Annotated in this window: 9 protein-coding genes; 3 read left to right on the forward strand and 6 right to left on the reverse strand. The window is 66.1% G+C overall.

Annotated elements, in window-relative coordinates:
• Window positions 1-2: 2 nt before the first annotated feature.
• Genes DYE23_RS23435 through DYE23_RS23450 form a run of 4 tightly spaced genes read right to left on the reverse strand, consistent with a single transcriptional unit; the run spans window position 3 to window position 1581 of the window.
• Window positions 3-428, reverse strand: coding sequence for a molybdenum cofactor biosynthesis protein MoaE (locus tag DYE23_RS23435; RefSeq protein ID WP_011892598.1), 426 nt, complete (start codon window positions 426-428; stop codon window positions 3-5).
• Entirely contained in the window at window positions 425-904 is a 480-nt protein-coding gene (locus tag DYE23_RS23440) for a MogA/MoaB family molybdenum cofactor biosynthesis protein (RefSeq protein WP_011892597.1), read from the reverse strand. The genes DYE23_RS23435 and DYE23_RS23440 overlap by 4 nt, the downstream gene beginning before the upstream one ends.
• Window positions 901-1338 carry a cyclic pyranopterin monophosphate synthase MoaC gene (moaC, locus tag DYE23_RS23445; protein ID WP_011892596.1) on the reverse strand — a complete coding sequence of 146 codons (438 nt, stop codon included), beginning with the start codon at window positions 1336-1338 and terminating at the stop codon, window positions 901-903. The genes DYE23_RS23440 and moaC overlap by 4 nt, the downstream gene beginning before the upstream one ends.
• 57 nt (window positions 1339-1395) lie before the next feature.
• On the reverse strand, window positions 1396-1581 hold the full coding sequence (locus tag DYE23_RS23450) for a hypothetical protein (protein ID WP_041787701.1): 186 nt from the start codon (window positions 1579-1581) through the stop codon (window positions 1396-1398).
• 97 nt (window positions 1582-1678) lie between these two features.
• Here DYE23_RS23450 and DYE23_RS23455 point away from each other — a divergent pair, with 97 nt between their 5' ends.
• Window positions 1679-3952: a helicase-associated domain-containing protein gene (locus DYE23_RS23455; protein ID WP_041799915.1), complete on the forward strand. Its 2274-nt coding sequence runs from the start codon at window positions 1679-1681 to the stop codon at window positions 3950-3952.
• A 12-nt stretch (window positions 3953-3964) separates the two neighbouring features.
• Here the strand turns inward: DYE23_RS23455 and DYE23_RS23460 are convergent, their stop codons facing one another.
• Window positions 3965-7105 carry a RodZ family helix-turn-helix domain-containing protein gene (locus DYE23_RS23460; protein WP_115328296.1) on the reverse strand — a complete coding sequence of 1047 codons (3141 nt, stop codon included), beginning with the start codon at window positions 7103-7105 and terminating at the stop codon, window positions 3965-3967.
• Window positions 7106-7473: 368 nt separating this feature from the next.
• On the opposite strand from DYE23_RS23460, the gene DYE23_RS23465 reads away from it, so the two are divergent.
• A complete protein-coding gene (locus tag DYE23_RS23465; protein ID WP_099961965.1) occupies window positions 7474-9123 on the forward strand; it encodes a DNA repair helicase XPB in 1650 nt (549 codons plus the stop codon).
• 9 nt (window positions 9124-9132) lie between these two features.
• Here the strand turns inward: DYE23_RS23465 and DYE23_RS23470 are convergent, their stop codons facing one another.
• On the reverse strand, window positions 9133-23853 hold the full coding sequence (locus DYE23_RS23470) for a beta strand repeat-containing protein (protein ID WP_147292298.1): 14721 nt from the start codon (window positions 23851-23853) through the stop codon (window positions 9133-9135).
• A 6-nt stretch (window positions 23854-23859) separates the two neighbouring features.
• On the opposite strand from DYE23_RS23470, the gene DYE23_RS30665 reads away from it, so the two are divergent.
• The gene (locus DYE23_RS30665) at window positions 23860-24267 is read left to right on the forward strand and encodes a hypothetical protein (RefSeq protein WP_147292299.1); all 408 of its coding nucleotides are present in this window, start codon (window positions 23860-23862) and stop codon (window positions 24265-24267) included.
• Window positions 24268-24326: the final 59 nt, after the last annotated feature.

Consider the following 24326-nt stretch of genomic DNA (forward strand, 5'->3'; position numbering starts at 1 on the left):
ATCTAGGCGGAGTTCACCCATTCGTCGGAGCCATCGGTGAAGAACTGATGCTTCCAGACCGGTAGCCGCTCCTTGACGCGGTCGACCAGCCGGGCGCACGTCTCGAAGGCGGCCCCGCGGTGATCGGCGGCGACCGCGGCCACCAGTGCGGCATCGCCGATACGCAGGGTGCCGACCCGATGACTCACAGCGATCGCGCGCACACCGTGGCTCTCGGCGGCGATCTCGGCTGCCACGTCGGCCAGCGTCTGTTCGGCGGTCGGGTGCGACGAGTACTCCAAGCGGGTGACGCCCCGTCCCCCGTCGTGGTCCCGGACGACGCCCGCGAACGTGACGACGGCTCCGGCCGATTCGTGGGCGACGAGGTTCTCGTGCTCGGTGGTGTCGATGAGCTGATCGGTCAGCGCCGCGCGTACCACGATGGTCATCGCGTGTGGTCCTTGCCGTGGAGTTGGTCGAGGGCGTGGTCGAGTACCTCGGCGAGCACTCCGAGCCCGTCCCTGACCCCGCCGAGGGAGCCGGGCAGGTTGACGATCAGCGTCCTGCCTGCGACGCCGCAGACCCCGCGGGAGAGCACCGACGTCGGCACCTTCGGGAGCCCGGAACGCCGGATCGCGTCGGCGAGGCCGGGGATCTCGTAGTCGAGCAGCGCCGAGGTGATCTGGGGCGTCGCATCGGTCGGTGAGATGCCGGTGCCGCCCGAGGTCAGGATCACATCCGGAGCGTCGGCGAGAGCGGCCTCGAGCGCCGCTGCGACAGGTTCGCCGTCGGCGACGACCACGGGTGCCGGTGTGGTGATGCCGCGGTCGGTCAGCCAGTCGGCCAGAACGGGCCCGCAGCGGTCCTCGTAGACGCCACCGGCGGCGCGCGTGGAGGCGATGACGACGACGCCGGTCCGCGTCACCGGGTCCACGACCCGGTCTTGCCGCCCTCCTTGCGGAGCACCCGGATGCCGTCGATGCCGGCTGCCCGGTCGACGGCCTTGATCATGTCGTAGACGGTGAGCGCGGCGACGCTGACGGCGGTCAGCGCCTCCATCTCGACCCCGGTGCGGTCGGTGGTGCGCACGGTCGCGGTGATGGTCACCGATCCGGGCGCCTCGTCACCGCCGACGGTGAAGTCGATGTCGACGCCGGTGATCGCGAGCGGATGGCACAGCGGGACGAGATCGCTCGTGCGTTTGGCGGCGAGGATGCCGGCGATGCGCGCGGTCGCGAGCGCGTCGCCCTTGGGCAGGCCGTTCGCGGTGATCATGTCGACGACGTCGGGCCTGGTGTGCACCGTGCCCTCGGCCACCGCGATGCGTGAGGTCGCGTCCTTGGCGGTGACGTCGACCATGTGCGCGGCGCCGGTCTCGTCGAGGTGCGAGAGGCGTTCGCCCACAGCCGGTGACCGTTACCTGTTGACGACGGTGACGGCTTGGATGAAGGGCAACTGCTCGGCCGGCAGCGGGAACGTGACGTCCCCGAACGGCGAGAGCGCACCGGTGCGGTCGGTGGCAAGCTCGCTGACCACGTGGTCATCGGGGTCCGTCGAGGGCCAGCCCGGATCGACGTATCGGTTCTTCTTGTCATCAGCCACGAAGACATTGTGGCAGGCCGATAGCCGACTGGCGAGGGCGGGCGGCTCCTTTACGCTGGTCAGCGATGAGTGCGTGTGCGAAGAGCAGGGGGCGGCGATGAGCCCCCGAGCCAAGGCCCCCGGTATGCCGCTGGCTGCCTGGCTGGCCGAGCGCACCGACGAGCAACTGGTCGCGCTGCTGCGTCTGCGTCCCGACCTCACCCAACCGCCCCCCGGCAGCATCGCGGCGTTGGCCGCGCGGGCGGCGGCGCGCCAGTCGGTGAAGGCTGCCACCGACGACCTCGACTTCCTGAATCTGGCGGTCCTCGACGCACTGCTGACCCTCGGCGCCGACACCGTCGTGGCGACCTTCGCCGAACTGGCCGAACTGTTCGGGGAACGCGCCGACGGCGCCGAGATCCGCGCGACCGTCGAAGACCTGTGTGAGCGCGCACTGGTGTGGGGTGACCCGACCGGCGACGGGGCGCTGCGCGTGGTCGCCGAGGTGGCTTCCTGCCTGCCCTGGTACCCGGGTCAGGCGACCGTGGAGGCCGCGTCGATGTCGGCGACGGAGATCGACGCGGCTCTGGCGACCCTCGACGGCGCCGCCCGCGACCTGCTGGACAAGCTGCTGGAGGGGTCTCCGATCGGGCGCACCCGGGACGCGATGCCGGGCACCCCGCCGGACCGTCCTGTGCCCAGGTTGCTGGCGGCCGGCCTGCTTCGCCGGCTCGACGAGGACACCGTCATCCTGCCGCGGCTGGTGGGTCAGGTCCTCCGGGGAGCGACGCCGGGACCGGTCAGCCTGTCCGCGCCGGATCCGACGGTGACCACGACCAAAGCCTCCGACGTCGACGCGGTGGCGGCCGGCGCGGCACTGGACTTCCTGCGCGAGGTCGAGGTGGTCCTCGAAACCCTCAGTGCGGCACCTGTTCCCGAGTTGCGCAGTGGCGGCCTCGGTATCCGCGAGGTCAAGCGGCTGACCAAGGCGACCGGCATCGACGAGCGCAGGCTCGGACTGATCCTCGAGGTGGCCGCGGGGGCGGGGCTGATCGCGCCGGGCATCCCGGAGCCCGACCCGACGGACTCGGCAGCCTCGTCGTGGGCGCCGACCGTGGCTGCCGACCGGTTCATCGAATCTCCGACCGCGGTCAAGTGGCAGCTGCTGATGTCGGCCTGGCTCGATCTGCCGGGCCGTCCCAGCCTCGTGGGCACCCGCGGCGCGGACGGTAAACCCTATGCGGCGCTGTCTGATTCGTTGTTCTCGACCGCAGCCCCGTTCGATCGCCGGCTGCTCCTCGAAACGCTGGACGCGTTGCCGCCCGGAGCGGGGGTGGACGCCGAGAGCGCGTCACAGGCGATGGTGTGGAAGCGTCCGCGCTGGTCGGCGCGTCTGCAGCGCGACCCGGTCGCCGACCTGCTGACCGAAGCCCACGCGGTCGGCGCGGTGGGGCGGGGTGCGCTGGCCACGCCGCTGCGCCGGCTCCTCGCCGGCGCCGACGAGGAGGCCGTCGTCGCGGCGATGGACAAGGTCCTGCCCGCGCCGATCGATCATTTCCTGCTGCAGGCGGACCTGACGGTCATCGTCCCCGGCCCGCTCGAGCGCGCGCTCGCCGAGCAGCTCGCGGCGGTCGCGACGGTGGAGTCCGCCGGGGCGGCGATGGTGTACCGCATCGACGAATCCTCGGTCCGGCGGGCGCTGGATACCGGCAAGACGGCCGGCGAACTCCATGCGCTGTTCGCCAAGCATTCCAAAACACCTGTGCCGCAGGCATTGACCTACCTGATCGATGACGCGGCCCGTCGGCACGGCCAGCTGCGGGTGGGGATGGCGTCGTCGTTCGTGCGCTGCGAGGACACCGCGCTGCTGGCCCAGGCGGTGGCCGCGCCGGCGACCGAGCGGGTCGAGCTGCGCATGCTCGCCCCCACCGTCGCGGTGTCGCAGGCACCGATCTCGGAGGTGCTCAACGCTTTACGCTCCGCGGGCTTCGCGCCCGCCGCAGAGGATGCGACCGGCGCGATCGTGGACCTGCGCGTCCGGGGCGCACGGGTCCCGTCGCCGGGCCGCCGCCGGGGATACCGGCAGACCACGGGGCCCTCCGATCAGACCCTGGGTGCGATCGTCGCCGTCCTGCGCAAGGTCGCGTCGGCGCCGCCGACAGGACTGCGGCTGGATCCCGCCGTCGCGATCTCCGAACTGCAGCAGGCGGCACACCACCAGGAATCGGTGGTGATCGGCTACGTCGACCCGGCCGGGGTGGCCACCCAGCGCGTGGTGGCGCCGATCAACGTCCGCGGCGGCCAGCTCACCGCCTACGACCCGGCGTCGGGGCGCGTACGCGAGTTCGCCATCCACCGCGTCACGTCGGTGGTCTCTGCGGATTCCGGGTGACCGCCGGGCGGCTCACCGGAACACGGTCACCGCGACCACACCGGGCAGCGTATTGCTGACACCGGTGTCGTCGGTGACGTAGACCGACAGTGTGCGCGTCACGCCGATCACGTCCAACAGACCGCCGCCGTAGCGGGTCGCCCTGAACGTGATCGACTGCAGCGCCTGCTTGTACTGCGCGATCGTCGCCGTGCCCGTGAGCGTGAGCAACCCGGTCGCGCTGTCGAAGGTCGCCGCGATCGGCACGCCCGCCACTGCCGTGTAGGCGAGGGTGTCTCCGGTGGTGAAGCGCTCGGAGATCCGCACCGACGCACCGCTGAGCACGCTGGAATCGGTGTCGACGATGGTCGCCGATGTGATCGGCGTGACGGTGTCGCCGACCGACGGGAACGACAGGTCAGGCAACCCGACGGTGACCACGGTCGGCCGGTCGGGATTCTTGACCAGCGCCGCGGCCGCACCGGGAAGCACCGCGGAGAGGCCGGAGTCGTCGACGATGTTGATCGTCACGGTCCGCGGCACGCCGGCACCGCCCGTCGCCGAGAACGTCACCGCCTCCAGCGCGGCCTCGTACTCGGCGACCGACGCGGGACCCGACAACGTCAGGGTGTCGGTGCCGTTCCAGGACGCGGTGATCAGTCCCGGGGTCGGCGGTGCGTAGGCGAGGACGTCGCCCACCTGGCGTCCCACGCCGAGCGCGACCGTCGCGCCGGTCAGCACCGGGGAGTCGAGATCCTCGATGGTGACCACCGGTGCGATCACCACGCCGGGCCTGCCGATGGTGTGGGTCGGAGGTACGGCGGTGACGACGATCGTCGGCCGCAGCGGTGCCAGGGAGTTGGCGAAGACGATGCCCGGGGCGGGGTTGGTGTCTCCATCGGATTCGGTGACGGTGATGGTCACGGTGCGGGGCAGTCCCAGCGCGGTGGCGCTGAAGGTGATGCTCTGCAGCGCCTGCTGGTACTGCTCGACCGTCGCGGTGCCCGACAGCGTCAGCGTCCAGGCGTTGGTCTGCTGCACGGTGATCGGATTGCCCTCGACCGCAACGTATCCCAGCGTGTCGCCGGCGACCCGGTTCAGGCCGATGCTGACCACCGCGCCGGTGAGCTGATCGTCGTCGGCGTTGGCGATGCCCACCGAGGTCAGCAGTTTGACCGGCGCCTTGCCGATCGTGTGGACCGGGAGACCCACCGGGGTGACGATCAGCGGCAGTTCGACGTCGACTCCGGGCAACACGGTGGCGGCCACCAGGGTCGGCGTCAGGCTGTTGTTGCCGTCGGCGTCGGTCAGCGAGATCTCCACGGTCCGGGCCAGCAGCCCGAGGGATTCGGCACTGAAAGTGATTGCTTTGAGCGCGGTTTCGTAATCGGCCCGCGAGTGAACCCCCGTCAGCTCGATCGTCCAGTCGTCGACCTGATTGACTCCGACGGTGATGCCGGCAGGCGCGACGTAGCCCAGCTTGTCCCCGGCGACGCGTGTCAGCGCGCTCATCGCGACCAGGACACGCTGCATCGACGCCGAATCCACGTCGACGATCTGGGCGAGCGACAGCAGCGGGACGGGGGCACCGCCGAGGAAGTACGGCAGCCCGCCGGCGGCCAGCAGCGACGGCGGCGCATCAACGGGCAGTCCGAGCACGGTCACGAGCGAGAACGCCGGGACGAGATTGCTCTCGCCGTGCTCGTCGGTGATGGTGAAGTCCACCGTGCGGGCCACCAGACCGAGGTCGGTGGTGCTGAACGTGATTGCCATCAGCGCTTTTTCGTAGTCGGCCTGCGAGGCCAGACCGGTCAGCTTCAGCGTGTGGTCATTGACCTGCTCGACGTCGATCGTGACGCCCTCGGGGGCGACGTAGCGCAGCTGGTCGCCGTCCTGGCGACCCACCCCGATGGTGACGGTCGCCTCGCTCATCTGCGGCGAGTCGAGGTCGACGATCTTGGCCAGCGACAGCAGATTCACCGGATCCGCACCCACGAGGTAGGGCAACAGCCGGCCCGTCACCGCCAGCGTCGGAGGTACGGCGACGATCGGTTCGGCGTCGAACGCCACGGTCTGGGTGTAATTGTCGGGTTGGGCGAGGCGGAAGAACCGGGCGACCGCGTGAAGCAGGTTCTGGATACCGCCCAGGACACCGGTCAGGTGCTCGGAGTCGTCTCGGATGACGACGTCGAACGACACGGGCACCGGATCTCCGAGCACGGGCAGCGTCGGGGTGTACAGGAACGTGTTGGTGGCCGGGACGCGGACGACCAGGCCGGTGTCGGGTTGCACGATCTCGTAGGTCAGCGGGTCCCCGTTGGGATCGTAGGCGTCGATGGTGATGAGCACCTGGCCGGTGAGGATCTGTTCGGTCTCCACCGAACGCACAACCGGGGTCTTGTTGAAGAAGGTGTGCGTGATCAGCCGGCGTACCCATGCCAGCACCGCGTCGGCGACCGGCGACGGCGCCGGAAGCTCCGGATCAGCAAGTGGTGCAACGGCGGTCGACACGACGGCACTGAGCACGTTGGCACTGGTCACGGTCCCGGTCTCGGGCGTCTGCGGTGCAGCTTCCGCGGAGGCCCCCGAAGCCGTGGGCGCGGTCGTGGTGCGGACGGGCGCCGTCGGCTTCTGCTGTGCCCTGGTGGCGACGTCGGGGGTCGCCTCGGCCTCGCCGGTGGGCGCCGGGGTGTCGTCGGTGTCGTCCTCGGCGGCGCTCACGTCTTCGGCGTCGCCGGACTCCTCGGCGTCGGCGTCCGCGCTGTCGTCGGCCGCGCTGTCGTCGGCCGCGCTGTCGGCGTCGCGGCTCAGCGCCTCGGCCTCCGCCGCGTCGTCGTCGGTGGCGGTCCGGCCGGACGGCGCGGGATCGTCGTCACCGTCGGACTCGCCGTCGCCTGCGGCGCCGGTCGCACCACCGGAGGGAGACGTCGTCTGCCCACGGTCTGTCGACAGACCTGAGGCGGGCTTGCCGGATTCAGCGCGTGTGGCGGGGGCCGAGGCGCTCACCGAACCCCCCGAATCGCCGTCGGTGTCCGCGTAGGCGAACCCGGTGGCCGCGTTCGCGACGGCGAAACCGATTCCGAGCGACACCGCGAGCGCTCCCACCCTCCCGATGTACATCGCAGGACGGGTGCCGCCCTGCGTCACCGGCCGGCGTGATGGCTGCTCGCTCATGGGTCGATCTCCGTTTCCTCAGGGGCTGGACGTCCAGATCGCAGGGTCATCGCGGGCGGAGCACCTGCGATGAAGGGCATGAGAGCAAAATAGTGATCGCAGTCACAGTAAAGCAAGGACCAATCGCGAAGACAGGCGACCCGCAACCGTCCACGCAGGCTCTTCCTGCGAAAATCCGGGCACCGCGAATTAGAGCCGCCGACAATTTCCGGGGGTATGTCGCGCATCGCGGGGGTCGGGGATCCCGTTCGGCAATGCCGACTCCGGACCGGCGAGCGGGGCGGCACACGCTGACGACACGAGGTGTCCGACCCGACCTGGATAATGGGACAACGTGACTTCAGCCAGACTTCGAGGCGGCACCGCGCGTGACTGACGGACCGCTCATCGTGCAATCCGACAAGACCGTCCTGCTCGAGGTGGACCACGAGCAGGCCGGGGCAGCACGTGCGGCCATTGCGCCGTTCGCCGAGTTGGAGCGCGCACCCGAGCACATCCACACCTACCGCATCACCCCGCTCGCCCTGTGGAACGCCCGCGCGGCGGGACACGACGCCGAGCAGGTCGTCGACGCCCTGGTGTCGTTCTCCCGCTATGCCGTCCCGCAGCCGCTGCTGGTCGACATCGTCGACACCATGGCGCGGTACGGCCGCCTGCAGTTGGTCAAGCATCCCGCCCACGGACTCACCCTGGTCAGCTTCGACCGGGCGGTGCTCGAAGAGGTGCTGCGGAACAAGAAGATCGCGCCGATGCTCGGCGCCCGCCTCGACGACGACACCGTCATCGTGCACAACAGTGAGCGGGGTCGGGTCAAGCAGATGCTTCTGAAGATCGGTTGGCCCGCCGAGGACCTGGCGGGTTACGTCGACGGTGAGGCACACCCGATCGCCCTGGAGCAGGACGGTTGGGAGCTGCGTGACTACCAGCAGATGGCCGCGGACTCGTTCTGGGACGGCGGTTCGGGCGTCGTGGTGCTGCCGTGCGGTGCCGGCAAGACGCTCGTCGGCGCCGCGGCGATGGCCAGGGCGGGCGCGACGACACTGATCCTCGTCACCAACACCGTCGCCGGACGCCAGTGGAAGCGCGAACTGATCGCCCGCACGACGCTGACCGAGGAGGAGATCGGCGAATATTCCGGCGAGCGCAAGGAGATTCGACCGGTCACCATCGCGACGTACCAGGTGATCACCCGCCGGACCAAGGGCGAGTACAAGCATCTGGAATTGTTCGACAGCCGTGACTGGGGCCTGATCGTCTACGACGAGGTGCACCTGTTACCGGCCCCGGTCTTCCGGATGACGGCCGACCTGCAGTCGAGACGACGGCTGGGGCTGACGGCGACGCTGATCCGCGAGGATGGGCGTGAGGGCGACGTGTTCTCGTTGATCGGCCCCAAGCGTTATGACGCGCCGTGGAAGGACATCGAGGCCCAGGGCTGGATCGCGCCGGCCGAATGTGTCGAGGTCCGGGTCACGATGACCGACAACGAGCGCATGCTGTACGCGACGGCCGAACCCGAGGAGCGTTACAAGCTCTGCGCGACAGCCCACACCAAGATCGCGGTGGTGAAGTCGATCCTGGACCGCCATCCGAACGAGCCGACGCTGGTGATCGGCGCCTATCTCGACCAGCTCGACGAGCTGGGCACCGAGTTGAACGCCCCGGTGATCCAGGGGTCCACGAAGAATGCCGAGCGCGAGGAACTGTTCGACGGCTTCCGCCGGGGCGAGATCCGCACCCTCGTGGTCTCCAAGGTCGCGAACTTCTCCATCGATCTCCCGGAAGCCAGTGTTGCGGTGCAGGTTTCAGGGACGTTCGGCTCACGCCAGGAGGAGGCGCAACGCCTCGGCCGGTTGCTGCGCCCGAAGGCCGACGGCGGCGGGGCGGTGTTCTACTCGGTGGTGTCGCGCGACAGCCTCGACGCCGAGTACGCGGCACACCGGCAGCGCTTCCTCGCCGAGCAGGGCTACGGCTATGTCATCAAGGACGCCGACGACCTGCTCGGGCCGGCAATCTGAACAGCCGGGTCACAGGATGAGCGTGAGCAGGCCCGTCGTCGTGTTGCTGTAAACGCCCTGGAAGTCCCGGACAACCATGGTGATGGTGCGGCTCCCGAGCAGATTGATCCCTGTCTTCGAGAACCTGACCGACGCCATCGCTGCCTGGTACTGCGCAACAGTCCCCTCACCCGACAGGGTCAGTACTCCGTTTTCGTAGATGCCGGTGATGTCTCCGACCGCAGTGAACTCAAGCTTATCGACGCTTTGAACGTTGGTGATCGTGATGACCGCCTGATCCAGGAAGGAAGAATCATCGACTATCACCACACCTGGGCTCACTACCTGCGCGCCCAGAAGGAGTAGACCTCCTCCGAGCGGGGCGGTGAGGATGGGTGCCGAGTTGGCCGTCTGCGTCACCAACGCTGTGGCGTTCGGGCTGGACGCACCCTGCGCATCGGTCGCGGTGATGGTGATGGTCTTGATCTCCGTCGAACCCGACGGGCCCGACGCGAACGTCACCGACCGCAACAAGTCCTGATACGCCGCCGTACTCGCATCCCCCGTAAACGTCAGCACTCCCGTGACGCTGTCGTAGTTCCCGTCGATGCCGGCCACAGCTGTGAAATCGAGAACGTCGCCCGTGGCGAAGTTATCGGTGATCGCCACCGACGCACCCTGCATCGTCGACGAGTCGAGGTCCAGGATCGTGAGCAACGGGTTCACCGCCACCGCAGTGTTTCCCGCCGTGTAGATCGGACCGAGCAGGGTTGTGACAAGGGGCGCCAGGTTCACCGGCGCAGCGAGGACCGCCACCGCGACCGAGCCCGGCAGACTCGACGCGTTCTGCGTGTCGGTCACGGTGAACGACACCGTCTTGATGGTCGCCGGCGCTGCCGAACCCGTCGCAATCTTCACCGATCGAAGCAACTGCTGGTAGTCGGCGACCGGCGCATCGCCGGTGAAGGTCAGCGTTCCGGTGTCGGCATCGAAGCTTCCGGAAATCCCTTGTTGTGCAGTGAAGCTCAACAGGTCACCGACACTGAAGTTACCCGTGATCTTCACCGTCGCCCCCTTGAGCATGCTCGAATCGAGATCGAGCAGACCGAGACCCGAGTCGACGTTCACTGCGGTGGATCCCGCCGTATAACTCAGGTTCACCCCTGACGTGATCACCAGCGGAGCGACATTCACAGGCGCGGAAACCACCGTCACGGCAACGAGGCCCGGACCACTGACCTTGCCGTCGGCGTCGGTCACCACGAACGAGACGCTCTTGATGGTGGCCAGTGCTCCGCTGCTGGTGGAGAAGGTCACCGAGCGTAGGAGCTCTTGGTAGGCGCTCAGGGTGGCGGTACCTTCGAAGGTCAGCACGCCTGCGTCGTAGGTGCCGCTGATGCCGGATTGCGGAGTGAATGCAAGAACCTCCCCTGATGCCGCACCGCCCACGATGGACACCACGGCTCGCGAGATGTTCGGCGAATCAGCATCCAGCAGAGTCAGATTCGGATCCAGTACCGTTTCCGTCGCACCCGATGTGTAGGTCACGTTGGCCACCGATGTGACGACGACGGGGGTGGCGAGGACGGGTAGCGACACGACTGCCACTGCCACTGTCCCCGGCGTGCTGGTATTGAGCTCAGAGTCCGAAACTGTGAACAAAATGCTTCGAATTGACGTCAAGGCTGTGGTGCTCGTCGAGAACGCGACTGTTCGCAACAGCTGTTGGTACTGGCTCACTGTGGCATCGCCGTCGAAGGTGAGAACACCGGAGTCGTATCCTGCCGATACACCGTCGGGCAAGGCGCCCCAGGTCAGTGAATCGCCCTCGGCCGGGTTGCTGATTGTCACGGTTGCGCCCGACATCATCGACGAGTCTCCGTCGAGCACAACAATTCCGGAGTCGACCGGGGTGGATGTACCACCAGCCGTGTGCGAGACACTGACGACTGATGTCAGAACGATCGGCGAGGCCGCAGAGAGGCCGATCACCGTCACCACGGTCGCGGCCGGCACCACGCTGGGATTGCCATCGACATCAGTGACCGAGAAACTCACCGACTTCAACCCGGGAGCGGTCGAGGTCAACGTGACCGACTGCAGCAACTGCTGATACACCGCGGCCGACGCCGCACCGGTGAACGTGACAGTGCCGGCACCCGGAGTCACGTCGAACCCGTCTGGAACATCGCCCCAGGACAGGACATCACCCTCGGCCGGGTCAGTGACCGTCACTGTCGCGGAGTCGATGTCGGAGTCCAGATCGGTGATCACCACGATCGGACTCACCGTGATCGGCTGTCCGGTAGTTCCCGCCGCGGCTGCGGCGACCAACACCACCGGAACGATCTGCACCTCAGGCAACCCGACCACCGTCACCACGGTCGCGGCCTGCACGACACTGGGATTGCCATCGACATCAGTGACTGAGAAACTCACCGACTTCAACCCGGCAGCGGCCGAGGTCAGGGTGACCGACTGCAGCAGTTGCTGATACACCTGCGCTGATGCCGCACCGGTGAACGTCACTGATCCGGACTGAGCGTCGTACCCAACCGTCGACACACCCTGAGGCAACCCGGCCCAGGACAGCACGTCACCCTCGGCCGGGTCGACGATCGTCACCGTGGCCGACTCGATGTCGGAATCCAGGTCGGTGATCACCACGATCGGACTGATCGTGATCGGTTGTCCTGCAACACCCGTCGCTACCGGCGATACCACCACCAGCGGCGGCACCTCCACCGACAAACCGACCACAGTCACCACCGTGCCCGCAGGCACCACACTGGGATTGCCATCCACATCGGTGACCGAGAAACTCACCGACTTCAACCCCGCACCCGTCGACGTCAGAGTCACCGACTGCAGCAGTTGCTGATAGATGGCGGCCGACGCCGCACCGGTGAACGTCACGGTGCCGGCACCAGTGGTCACCTGGAACCCCTCGGGTACCTCGCCCCAGGACAGCACATCCCCATCAGTCGCGTCAGTGATCGACACGGTCGCGGACTCGATGTCGGAATCCAGATCGGTGATCACCACGATGGGACTCACCGTGATCGGCTGTCCGGTAGCTCCGGCCGCGGCTGCGGCGACCAACACCACCGGAACGATCTGCACCTCAGGCAGACCGACCACTGTCACCACGGTCGCGGCCTGCACGACACTGGGATTGCCATCCACATCAGTGACCGAGAAACTCACCGACTTCAACCCCGCCGCCGTCGAGGTCAGGGTCACCGACTGCAGCAACTGCTGATAGATCGCCGCGGACGCTGCGCCCGTAAACGTCACCGACCCCGCACCCACCGACACGCCAAACCCGTCCGGCACCTCGCCCCAGGACAGCACATCCCCATCAGCCGGGTCTGTGACCGTCACCGTGGCCGACTCGATGTCGGAATCCAAGTCGGTGATCACCACGATGGGACTCACCGTGATCGGCTGTCCGGCAACACCCGTCGCTACCGGCGACACCACCACCAACGGCGGCACCTCCACCGACAAACCGACCACCGTCACCACCGTGCCCGCAGGCACCACACTGGGATTGCCATCCACATCGGTGACCGAAAAACTCACCGACTTCAACCCCGCACCCGTCGACGTCAGAGTCACCGACTGCAGCAGTTGCTGATAGATGGCGGCCGACGCCGCACCGGTGAACGTCACGGTGCCGGCACCAGTGGTCACCTGGAACCCCTCGGGTACCTCGCCCCAGGACAGCACATCCCCATCAGTCGCGTCAGTGATCGACACGGTCGCGGACTCGATGTCGGAATCCAGATCGGTGATCACCACGATGGGACTCACCGTGATCGGCTGTCCGGTAGCTCCGGCCGCGGCTGCGGCGACCAACACCACCGGAACGATCTGCACCTCAGGCAGACCGACCACTGTCACCACGGTCGCGGCCTGCACGACACTGGGATTGCCATCCACATCAGTGACCGAGAAACTCACCGACTTCAACCCCGCCGCCGTCGAGGTCAGGGTCACCGACTGCAGCAACTGCTGATAGATCGCCGCGGACGCTGCGCCCGTAAACGTCACCGACCCCGCACCCACCGACACGCCAAACCCGTCCGGCACCTCGCCCCAGGACAGCACATCCCCATCAGCCGGATCGGTGATCGTCACCGTGGCCGACTCGATGTCGGAATCCAAGTCGGTGATCACCACGATCGGACTCACCGTGATCGGCTGTCCGGCAACACCCGTCGCTACCGGCGACACCACCACCAACGGCGGCACCTCCACCGACAAACCGACCACCGTCACCACCGTGCCCGCAGGCACCACACTGGGATTGCCATCCACATCAGTGACCGAAAAACTCACCGACTTCAACCCCGCACCCGTCGACGTCAGAGTCACCGACTGCAGCAACTGCTGATACACCTGCGCGGACGCAGCACCGGTGAACGTCACCGACCCCGCACCCACAGACACGCCAAACCCGTCCGGCACCTCGCCCCAGGACAGCACATCCCCATCAGTCGCGTCAGTGATCGACACGGTCGCGGACTCGATGTCGGAATCCAGATCGGTGATCACCACGATCGGACTGATCGTGATCGGTTGTCCGACAACACCCGTCGCTACCGGGGATACCACCACCAGCGGCGGCACCTGAACCGACAAACCGACCACCGTCACCACAGTCGCGGCCTGCACCACGCTCGGATTGCCATCGACATCGGTGACCGAGAAACTCGCCGACTTCAACCCGGGAGCGGTCGAGGTCAGGGTGACCGACTGCAGCAACTGCTGATAGATCGCGGCCGACGCCGCACCGGTGAACGTCACGGTGCCGGCACCCGTGGTCACGTCGAACCCCTCGGGTACCTCGCCCCAGGACAGCACATCACCGTCAGCCGGATCGGTGATCGACACCGTGGCCGACTCGATGTCGGAATCCAGATCCGTGATCACCACGATCGGACTGATCGTGATCGGCTGACCCACCACACCAGCAGCCACCGGCGACACCACCACCAGCGGCGGCACCTCCACCGACAAACCGACCACCGTCACCACAGTCGCGGCCTGCACCACACTGGGATTGCCATCGACATCAGTGACCGAGAAGCTCACCGACTTCAACCCGGGAGCGGTCGAGGTCAGGGTGACCGACTGCAGCAACTGCTGATAGATCGCGGCCGACGCTGCGCCACTGAACGTGACAGTGCCGGCACCCGTGGTCACGTCGAACCCGTCCGGCACCTCGCCCCAGGACAGCACATCCCCATCAGCCGGGTCTGTGACCGTCACCGTGGCCGACTCGATGTCGGAATCCAAGTCGGTGATCACCACGATGGGACTCACCGTGATCGGCTGTCCGGCAACACCCGTCGCTACCGGCGACACCACCACCAACGGCGGCACCTCCACCGACAAACCGACCACCGTCACCACCGTGCCCGCAGGCACCACACTGGGATTGCCATCCACATCGGTGACCGAAAAACTCACCGACTTCAACCCCGCACCCGTCGACGTCAGAGTCACCGACTGCAGCAGTTGCTGATAGATGGCGGCCGACGCCGCACCGGTGAACGTCACGGTGCCGGCACCAGTGGTCACCTGGAACCCCTCGGGTACCTCGCCCCAGGACAGCACATCCCCATCAGTCGCGTCAGTGATCGACACGGTCGCGGACTCGATGTCGGAATCCAAGTCGGTGATCACCACGATGGGACTCACCGTGATCGGCTGTCCGGTAGCTCCGGCCGCGGCTGCGGCGACCAACACCACCGGAACGATCTGCACCTCAGGCAGACCGACCACTGTCACCACGGTCGCGGCCTGCACGACACTGGGATTGCCATCCACATCAGTGACCGAGAAACTCACCGACTTCAACCCCGCCGCCGTCGAGGTCAGGGTCACCGACTGCAGCAACTGCTGATAGATCGCCGCGGACGCTGCGCCCGTAAACGTCACCGACCCCGCACCCACCGACACGCCAAACCCGTCCGGCACCTCGCCCCAGGACAGCACGTCACCGTCAGCCGGATCGGTGATCGTCACCGTGGCCGACTCGATGTCGGAATCCAAGTCGGTGATCACCACGATCGGGCTCACCGTGATCGGCTGTCCGGCAACACCCGTCGCTACCGGCGACACCACCACCAACGGCGGCACCTCCACCGACAAACCGACCACCGTCACCACAGTCGCGGCCGGCACCACACTGGGATTGCCATCCACATCAGTGACCGAAAAACTCACCGACTTCAACCCCGCACCCGTCGACGCCAGAGTCACCGACTGCAGCAACTGCTGATAGATCGCGGCCGACGCTGCGCCACTGAACGTGACAGTGCCGGCACCCGTGGTCACGTCGAACCCGTCCGGCACCTCGCCCCAGGACAGCACATCACCGTCAGCCGGATCGGTGATCGTCACCGTGGCCGACTCGATGTCGGAATCCAGATCCGTGATCACCACGATGGGACTCACCGTGATCGGCTGACCCACCACACCAGCAGCCACCGGCGACACCACCACCAGCGGCGGCACCTGAACCGACAAACCGACCACCGTCACCACAGTCGCGGCCTGCACCACACTGGGATTGCCATCGACATCAGTGACCGAGAAGCTCACCGACTTCAACCCGGGAGCGGTCGAGGTCAGGGTGACCGACTGCAGCAACTGCTGATAGATCGCGCCCGACGCTGCGCCCGTAAACGTCACCGACCCCGCACCCACAGACACGCCAAACCCGTCCGGCACCTCGCCCCAGGACAGCACATCACCCTCGGCCGGATCGGTGATCGACACGGTCGCGGACTCGATGTCGGAATCCAGATCCGTGATCACCACGATCGGACTGATCGTCACCGGCTGACCCACCACACCAGCAGCCACCGGCGACACCACCACCAACGGCGGCACCTCCACCGACAAACCGACCACCGTCACCACCGTGCCCGCAGGCACCACACTGGGATTGCCATCCACATCAGTGACCGAAAAACTCACCGACTTCAACCCCGCACCCGTCGACGTCAGAGTCACCGACTGCAGCAACTGCTGATACACCTGCGCGGACGCAGCACCGGTGAACGTCACCGACCCCGCACCCACAGACACGCCAAACCCGTCCGGCACCTCGCCCCAGGACAGCACATCCCCATCAGTCGCGTCAGTGATCGACACGGTCGCGGACTCGATGTCGGAATCCAGATCGGTGATCACCACGATCGGACTGATCGTGATCGGTTGTCCGACAACACCCGTCGCTACCGGCGACACCACCACCAACGGCGGCACCTGAACCGACAAACCGACCACCGTCACCACAGTCGCGGCCTGCACCACGCTCGGATTGCCATCGACATCGGTGACCGAGAAACTCGCCGACTTCAACCCGGGAGCGGTCGAGGTCAGGGTGACCGACTGCAGCAACTGCTGATAGATCGCGGCCGACGCCGCACCGGTGAACGTCACGGTGCCGGCACCCGTGGTCACGTCGAACCCCTCGGGTACCTCGCCCCAGGACAGCACATCACCGTCAGCCGGATCGGTGATCGACACCGTGGCCGACTCGATGTCGGAATCCAGATCCGTGATCACCACGATCGGACTGATCGTGATCGGCTGACCCACCACACCAGCAGCCACCGGCGACACCACCACCAGCGGCGGCACCTCCACCGACAAACCGACCACCGTCACCACAGTCGCGGCCTGCACCACACTGGGATTGCCATCGACATCAGTGACCGAGAAGCTCACCGACTTCAACCCGGGAGCGGTCGAGGTCAGGGTGACCGACTGCAGCAACTGCTGATAGATCGCGCCCGACGCCGCGCCCGTAAACGTCACCGACCCCGCACCCACAGACACGCCAAACCCGTCCGGCACCTCGCCCCAGGACAGGACATCACCCTCGGCCGGATCGGTGATCGACACGGTCGCGGACTCGATGTCGGAATCCAGATCCGTGATCACCACGATCGGACTGATCGTCACCGGCTGACCCACCACACCAGCAGCCACCGGCGACACCACCACCAGCGGCGGCACCTCCACCGACAAACCGACCACCGTCACCACAGTCGCGGCCTGCACCACACTGGGATTGCCATCGACATCAGTGACCGAGAAGCTCACCGACTTCAACCCGGGAGCGGTCGAGGTCAGGGTGACCGACTGCAGCAACTGCTGATAGATCGCGGCCGACGCTGCGCCACTGAACGTGACAGTGCCGGCACCCGTGGTCACGTCGAACCCGTCCGGCACCTCGCCCCAGGACAGCACATCCCCATCAGCCGGATCGGTGATCGTCACCGTGGCCGACTCGATGTCGGAATCCAGATCCGTGATCACCACAATCGGACTCACCGTGATCGGCTGACCCACCACACCAGCAGCCACCGGCGACACCACCACCAACGGCGGCACCTCCACCGACAAACCGACCACCGTCACCACAGTCGCGGCGGGCACCACACTGGGATTGCCATCCACATCGGCAACGGCAAACGACACCGACTTCAGCCCCGCGCCCGTCGAGGTCAACGTGACCGACTGCAGGAGCTGCTGATACACCTGCGCTGACGCCGCGCCGGTGAACGTCACCGACCCCACGCCGACAGACACCCCAAGGTCGTCGGGGATCTCGCCCCAAGACAGGACATCACCGTCAGCCGGGTCAGTGATCGTCACCGTGGCCGACTCGATGTCGGAATCCAGATCCGTGATCACCACGATCGGACTCACCGTGATCGGCTGGCCCGCCAAACCCGTCGCTACCGGGGACACCACCACCAACGGCGGCACCTCCACTGGTAGGCCGACCACCGTGACGACCGTGCCCGCAGGCACCACACTGGGATTGCCATCCACATCGGTAACCGAGAAACTCACCGACTTCAAACCCGCCGCCGTCGACGTCAGAGTCACCGACTGCAGCAACTGCTGATACACCGCGGCCGACGCCGCACCGGTGAACGTCACCGACCCCACGCCGACAGACACCCCAAGGTCGTCGGGGATCTCGCCCCAAGACAGGACATCACCGTCAGCCGGGTCAGTGATCGTCACCGTGGCCGACTCGATGTCGGAATCCAGATCCGTGATCACCACGATCGGACTCACCGTGATCGGCTGGCCCGCCAAACCCGTCGCTACCGGGGACACCACCACCAACGGCGGCACCTCCACTGGTAGGCCGACCACCGTGACGACCGTGCCCGCAGGCACCACACTGGGATTGCCATCCACATCGGTAACCGAGAAACTCACCGACTTCAACCCGGCACCCGTCGAGGTCAAGGTCACCGACTGCAGCAGTTGCTGATAGATCGCTGCCGACGCCGCACCGGTGAACGTCACCAACCCGGACTCAGCATCGAACCCGACCGTTGACACACCCTGAGGAAGCCCATCCCAGGACAGCACATCACCGTCAGCCGGATCGGTGATCGTCACCGTGGCCGACTCGAGATCCGAGTCCAGGTCGGTGATCACTACGATCGGGGTGATCGTGATCGGCTGTCCTGCAACACCCGTCGCTACCGGGGACACCACCACCAACGGCGGCACCTCGACGGGTAGGCCGACCACCGTGACGACCGTGCCCGCCGGCACCACACTGGGATTGCCATCCACATCAGTGACCGAGAAACTCACCGACTTCAAACCCGCCGCCGTCGACGTCAGAGTCACCGACTGCAGCAACTGCTGATAGATCGCCGCCGACGCCGCGCCACTGAACGTCACGGTGCCGGCACCAGTGCTGACCTGGAACCCGTCCGGCACCTCGCCCCAGGACAGCACGTCACCCTCAGCCGGGTCAGTGATCGACACGGTCGCGGACTCGATGTCGGAATCCAGATCGGTGATCACCACGATCGGACTCACCGTAATCGGCTGTCCCGCAACACCCGTCGCTACCGGCGACACCACGACCAAGGGCGGCACCTCGACGGGGAGACCGACCACCGTGACGACCGTGCCCGCCGGCACCACACTGGGATTGCCATCGACATCGGTGACCGAAAAACTCACCGACTTCAACCCCGCACCCGTCGAGGTCAACCTGACCGACTGCAGCAGTTGCTGATAGATCGCGGCCGATGCTGCACCGGTGAACGTCACCGACCCGGACTCGGCGTCGAACCCGACCGTCGACACACCCTGAGGAAGCCCATCCCAGGACAGCACATCACCGTCAGCCGGATCGGTGATCGCCACCGTGGCCGACTCGAGATCCGAGTCCAGGTCGGTGATCACCACGATCGGGGTGATCGTGATCGGCTGTCCCGCAACACCCGTCGCTACCGGGGACACCACGACCAAGGGCGGCACCTCGACGGGGAGACCGACCACCGTGACGACCGTGCCCGCCGGCACCACACTGGGATTGCCATCGGCATCGGTGACCGAGAAGCTGACCGACTTCAAACCGGCACCCGTCGAGGTCAGAGTCACCGACTGCAGCAACTGCTGATAGATCGCGGCCGATGCTGCGCCCGTGAACGTCACCGACCCGGACTCAGCATCGAACCCGACCGTTGACACACCCTGAGGAAGCCCACCCCAGGACAGCACATCACCGTCAGCCGGGTCGACGATCGTCACCGTGGCCGACTCGAGGTCGGAATCCAGATCAGTGATCACGACAATCGGACTCACCGTGATCGCCTGGCCGGCAGTCCCCGTCGCTACCGGCGACACCACCACCAACGGCGGCACCTCCACCGACAAACCGACCACCGTGACGACCGTGCCCGCCGGCACCACGCTCGGATTGCCATCCACATCGGCAACGACAAACGACACCGACTTCAACCCAGCACTGGGCGAAGTCAATGTCACCGACTGCAGCAGTTGCTGATAGATCGCCGCTGACGCCGCGCCACTGAACGTCACGGTGCCGGCACCAGTGCTGACCTGGAACCCGTCCGGCACCTCGCCCCAGGACAGCACGTCACCCTCGGCCGGGTCAGTGATCGACACGGTCGCGGACTCGATGTCGGAATCCAGATCCGTGATCACCACGATCGGGGTGATCGTGATCGGCTGTCCTGCAACACCCGTCGCTACCGGCGACACCACCACCAGCGGCGGCACCTCGACGGGAAGACCGACCACCGTGACGACCGTGCCCGCAGGCACCACACTGGGATTGCCATCCACATCGGTAACCGAGAAACTCACCGACTTCAACCCGGCACCCGTCGAGGTCAACGTGACCGACTGCAGCAGTTGCTGATAGATCGCTGCCGACGCCGCACCGGTGAACGTCACCGACCCGGACTCGGCATCGAACCCCACCGTCGACACACCCTGAGGCAACCCGCCCCAGGACAGCACATCCCCATCAGTCGGATCAGTGATCGACACGGTCGCGGACTCGATGTCGGAGTCCAGGTCGGTGATGATCACGATCGGACTGATCGTGATCGGTTGTCCGGCAACACCCGTCGCTACCGGCGACACCACCACCAGCGGCGGCACCTCCACCGACAAACCGACCACCGTCACGACCGTGCCCGCAGGCACCACACTGGGATTGCCATCCACATCAGTGACCGAAAAACTCACCGACTTCAACCCCGCCGCAGTCGAGGTCAACATGACCGACTGCAGAAGCTGTTGATACACCTGCGCTGACGCCACACCGGTGAACGTGACAGTGCCGGACTCGGCGTCGAACCCGACCGTTGACACACCCTGAGGCAACCCGCCCCAGGACGGCACGTCACCCTCGGCCGGGTCGACGATCGTCACCGTGGCCGACTCGATGTCGGAATCCAGGTCGGTGATGATCACGATCGGACTCACCGTGATCGGCTGACCCACCACACCAGCAGCCACCGGCGACACCACCACCAGCGGCGGCACCTCCACCGACAAACCGACCACCGTCACGACCGTGCCCGCAGGCACCACATTGGGATTGCCATCCACATCAGTGACCGAAAAACTCACCGACTTCAACCCCGCCGCAGTCGAGGTCAACATGACCGACTGCAGAAGCTGTTGATACACCTGCGCTGACGCCGCACCGGTGAACGTGACAGTGCCGGACTCGGCGTCGAACCCGACCGTTGACACACCCTGAGGCAACCCGCCCCAGGACAGCACGTCACCCTCGGCCGGGTCGACGATCGTCACCGTGGCCGACTCGATGTCGGAATCCAGGTCGGTGATCACCACGATCGGAGTCACCGTGATCGGTTGTCCTGCAACACCCGTCGCTACCGGGGATACCACCACCAGCGGCGGCACCTCCACCGACAAACCGACCACAGTCACCACCGTGCCCGCAGGCACCACACTGGGATTGCCATCGACATCAGTGACCGAAAAACTCACGGACTTCAACCCCGCCGCAGTCGAGGTCAACGTGACCGACTGCAGGAGCTGCTGATACACCTGCGCGGACGCAGCACCGGTGAACGTTACCGACCCCGCGCCGACAGACACCCCAAGGTCGTCGGGGATCTCGCCCCAGGACAGCACATCACCTTCGGCCGGATCGGCGATCGTCACCGTCGCCGACTCGATGTCGGAATCCAGATCCGTGATGATCACGATCGGACTGATCGTGATCGGTTGTCCCGCAACACCAGTAGCCACCGGGGTCACCACAATCAACGGCGGCACCTCGACGGGGAGACCGACCACCGTGACGACCGTGCCCGCAGGCACCACGCTCGGATTGCCATCCACGTCGGTAACGGCAAACAACACCGACTTCAAACCGGCACTGGCCGAGGTCAGGGTGACGGACTCCAGGAGTTGCTGATAGATCGCGGCCGATGCTGCGCCACTGAACGTGACAGTGCCGGCACCAGTGGTCACGTCGAACCCGTCCGGCACCTCACCCCAAGACAGGACATCACCGTCAGCCGCGTCGGTGATCGTCACCGTCGCGGACTCGATGTCGGAATCCACATCCGTGATGATCACGATCGGACTGATCGTAATTGGTTGTCCCGCAACACCAGTGGCTACCGGGGTCACCACCACCAGCGGCGGCACCTCGACGGGAAGACCGACCACGGTCACCACCGTGCCCGCAGGCACCACACTGGGATTGCCATCCACATCAGTGACCGAAAAACTCACCGACTTCAACCCGGCACTGGCCGACGTCAACCTGACCGACTGCAAGATCTGCTGATACACCGCCGCCGACGCCGCACCAGAGAACGTCACCGACCCCGCACCGACAGACACCCCAAACCCGTCCGGCACCTCACCCCAAGACAGGACATCACCGTCGGCCGCGTCGGTGATCGTCACCGTCGCGGACTCGATGTCGGAATCCACATCCGTGATGATCACGATCGGACTGATCGTAATCGGTTGTCCCGCAACACCAGTGGCCACCGGGGTCACCACCACCAAGGGCGGCACCTCGACGGGAAGACCGACCACCGTCACCACCGTGCCCGCAGGCACCACACTGGGATTGCCATCCACATCAGTGACCGAAAAACTCACCGACTTCAACCCGGCACTGGCCGAGGTCAACCTGACGGACTGCAAGATCTGCTGATACACCGCCGCCGACGCCGCACCAGAGAACGTCACCGACCCGGCACCAGTGGTCACGTCGAACACGTCCGGCACCTCACCCCAAGACAGCACGTCACCGTCAGTCGCGTCGGCGATCGTCACCGTGGCCGACTCGATGTCGGAATCCACATCCGTGATCACCACAATCGGGCTGATCGTGATCGGTTGTCCCGCAACACCAGTAGCCACCGGGGTCACCACCACCAAGGGCGGCACCTCAACGGGAAGACCGACCACCGTCACCACCGTGCCCGCAGGCACCACACTGGGATTGCCATCCACATCGGCAACGGCAAACGACACCAACTTCAACCCCGCACCCGTCGAGGTCAACCTGACGGACTGCAAGATCTGCTGATACACCGCCGCCGACGCCGCACCAGAGAACGTCACCGACCCGGCACCCGTGGTCACGTCGAACCCGTCCGGCACCTCACCCCAAGACAGGACATCACCATCGGCCGGGTCAGTGATCGTCACCGTGGCCGACTCGAGGTCCGAATCCAGATCAGTGATCACCACAATCGGACTGATCGTGATCGGTTGTCCCGCAACACCGGTGGCCACCGGGGACACCACCACCAACGGCGGCACCTCCACCGGCAGACCGACGACGGTGATCACGGCGATCGTCGGCAGACTCGTCTTGTTCTGATCATCCACAACTCGGAACGACACCGTCTTGATCGCCGCGGTCGGCGTGGTCAGGGTGACCGAGGCCAACAGGTCTTGATACGCCGCCAGCGTCGCAGCCCCCGTAAAAGTGAGGACGCCGTTCGAATAGTTGGCGGTCACTCCGCTCGGCAATGAACCGTACTCAAGGATCTGACCCGGCCCTGGATCATCGAGCGTGACAGTGGCTGAGGTGAGTTCCTCTGAATCCAGGTCGGTGATTACCACTATGGGGCTGACCGTGATGGGTTCGCCGGCGATCCCGGCCCCCACCGGGGTCACGACCACGACCGGCGCCAACTCCACGATGGGATTGACTGTGACCGGAATCGTCAGCGTCACCTCGTCGGGTTCGGCGAGGCCGCTGGCGCGTCGAAGAAAGTGGAGCACCCCTTGAATGACGCCCAGGAGACCCTTCAGATGCTCAGAAGAGTCGCTGATGACGACCGTGAAACTGTCGATGAGTGGCGCACCCGTGACCACCGTCGTGGGGGTGTACACGAAGTTTCCGGTGATCGGATCTCGCAGCACGACACCATGTTCGGGCTGAGTGATCTTGAAAGTCAGTGGATCACCATTGGGATCGACCGCATTGAGGTCTACAACTACCTGGCCGGTGAGAAGCTGCTGCGCGGTGACCGGGCCCCACTCCGGACTCTCGTTGAAGAAGGTATGAGTGATTTGGCGCCGAACCCAGGCCAGCAGTCCATCGAACCACGGCGCTCGTGCCGGTGTTGCCGGATCGTTGAGCGGAGCAAGAACGCTGGAAACAACGGCGGACAGGACGTCGACGGCTCCGATATCCTGTGTGACCTCGAGCTCGGGCGAGGCGGTCGGGACGACGGTGTCACTGCCGCCTTCTGCGTCAGCGATAGGGACGACGGTTTCGGTAACGACAGTCGCAGGTTCGGCGCCGACGTCGATGACCGCCGCCTCGGCGACTGACGATGTCGACTCGTCGGCCTGTTCGGTTGTGGCATCGGTAACCGGTGCCGGAGCATCCG

The organism is Mycolicibacterium gilvum (genome assembly GCF_900454025.1).
In the GTDB taxonomy this organism is placed as follows: Bacteria; Actinomycetota; Actinomycetes; order Mycobacteriales; family Mycobacteriaceae; genus Mycobacterium; species Mycobacterium gilvum.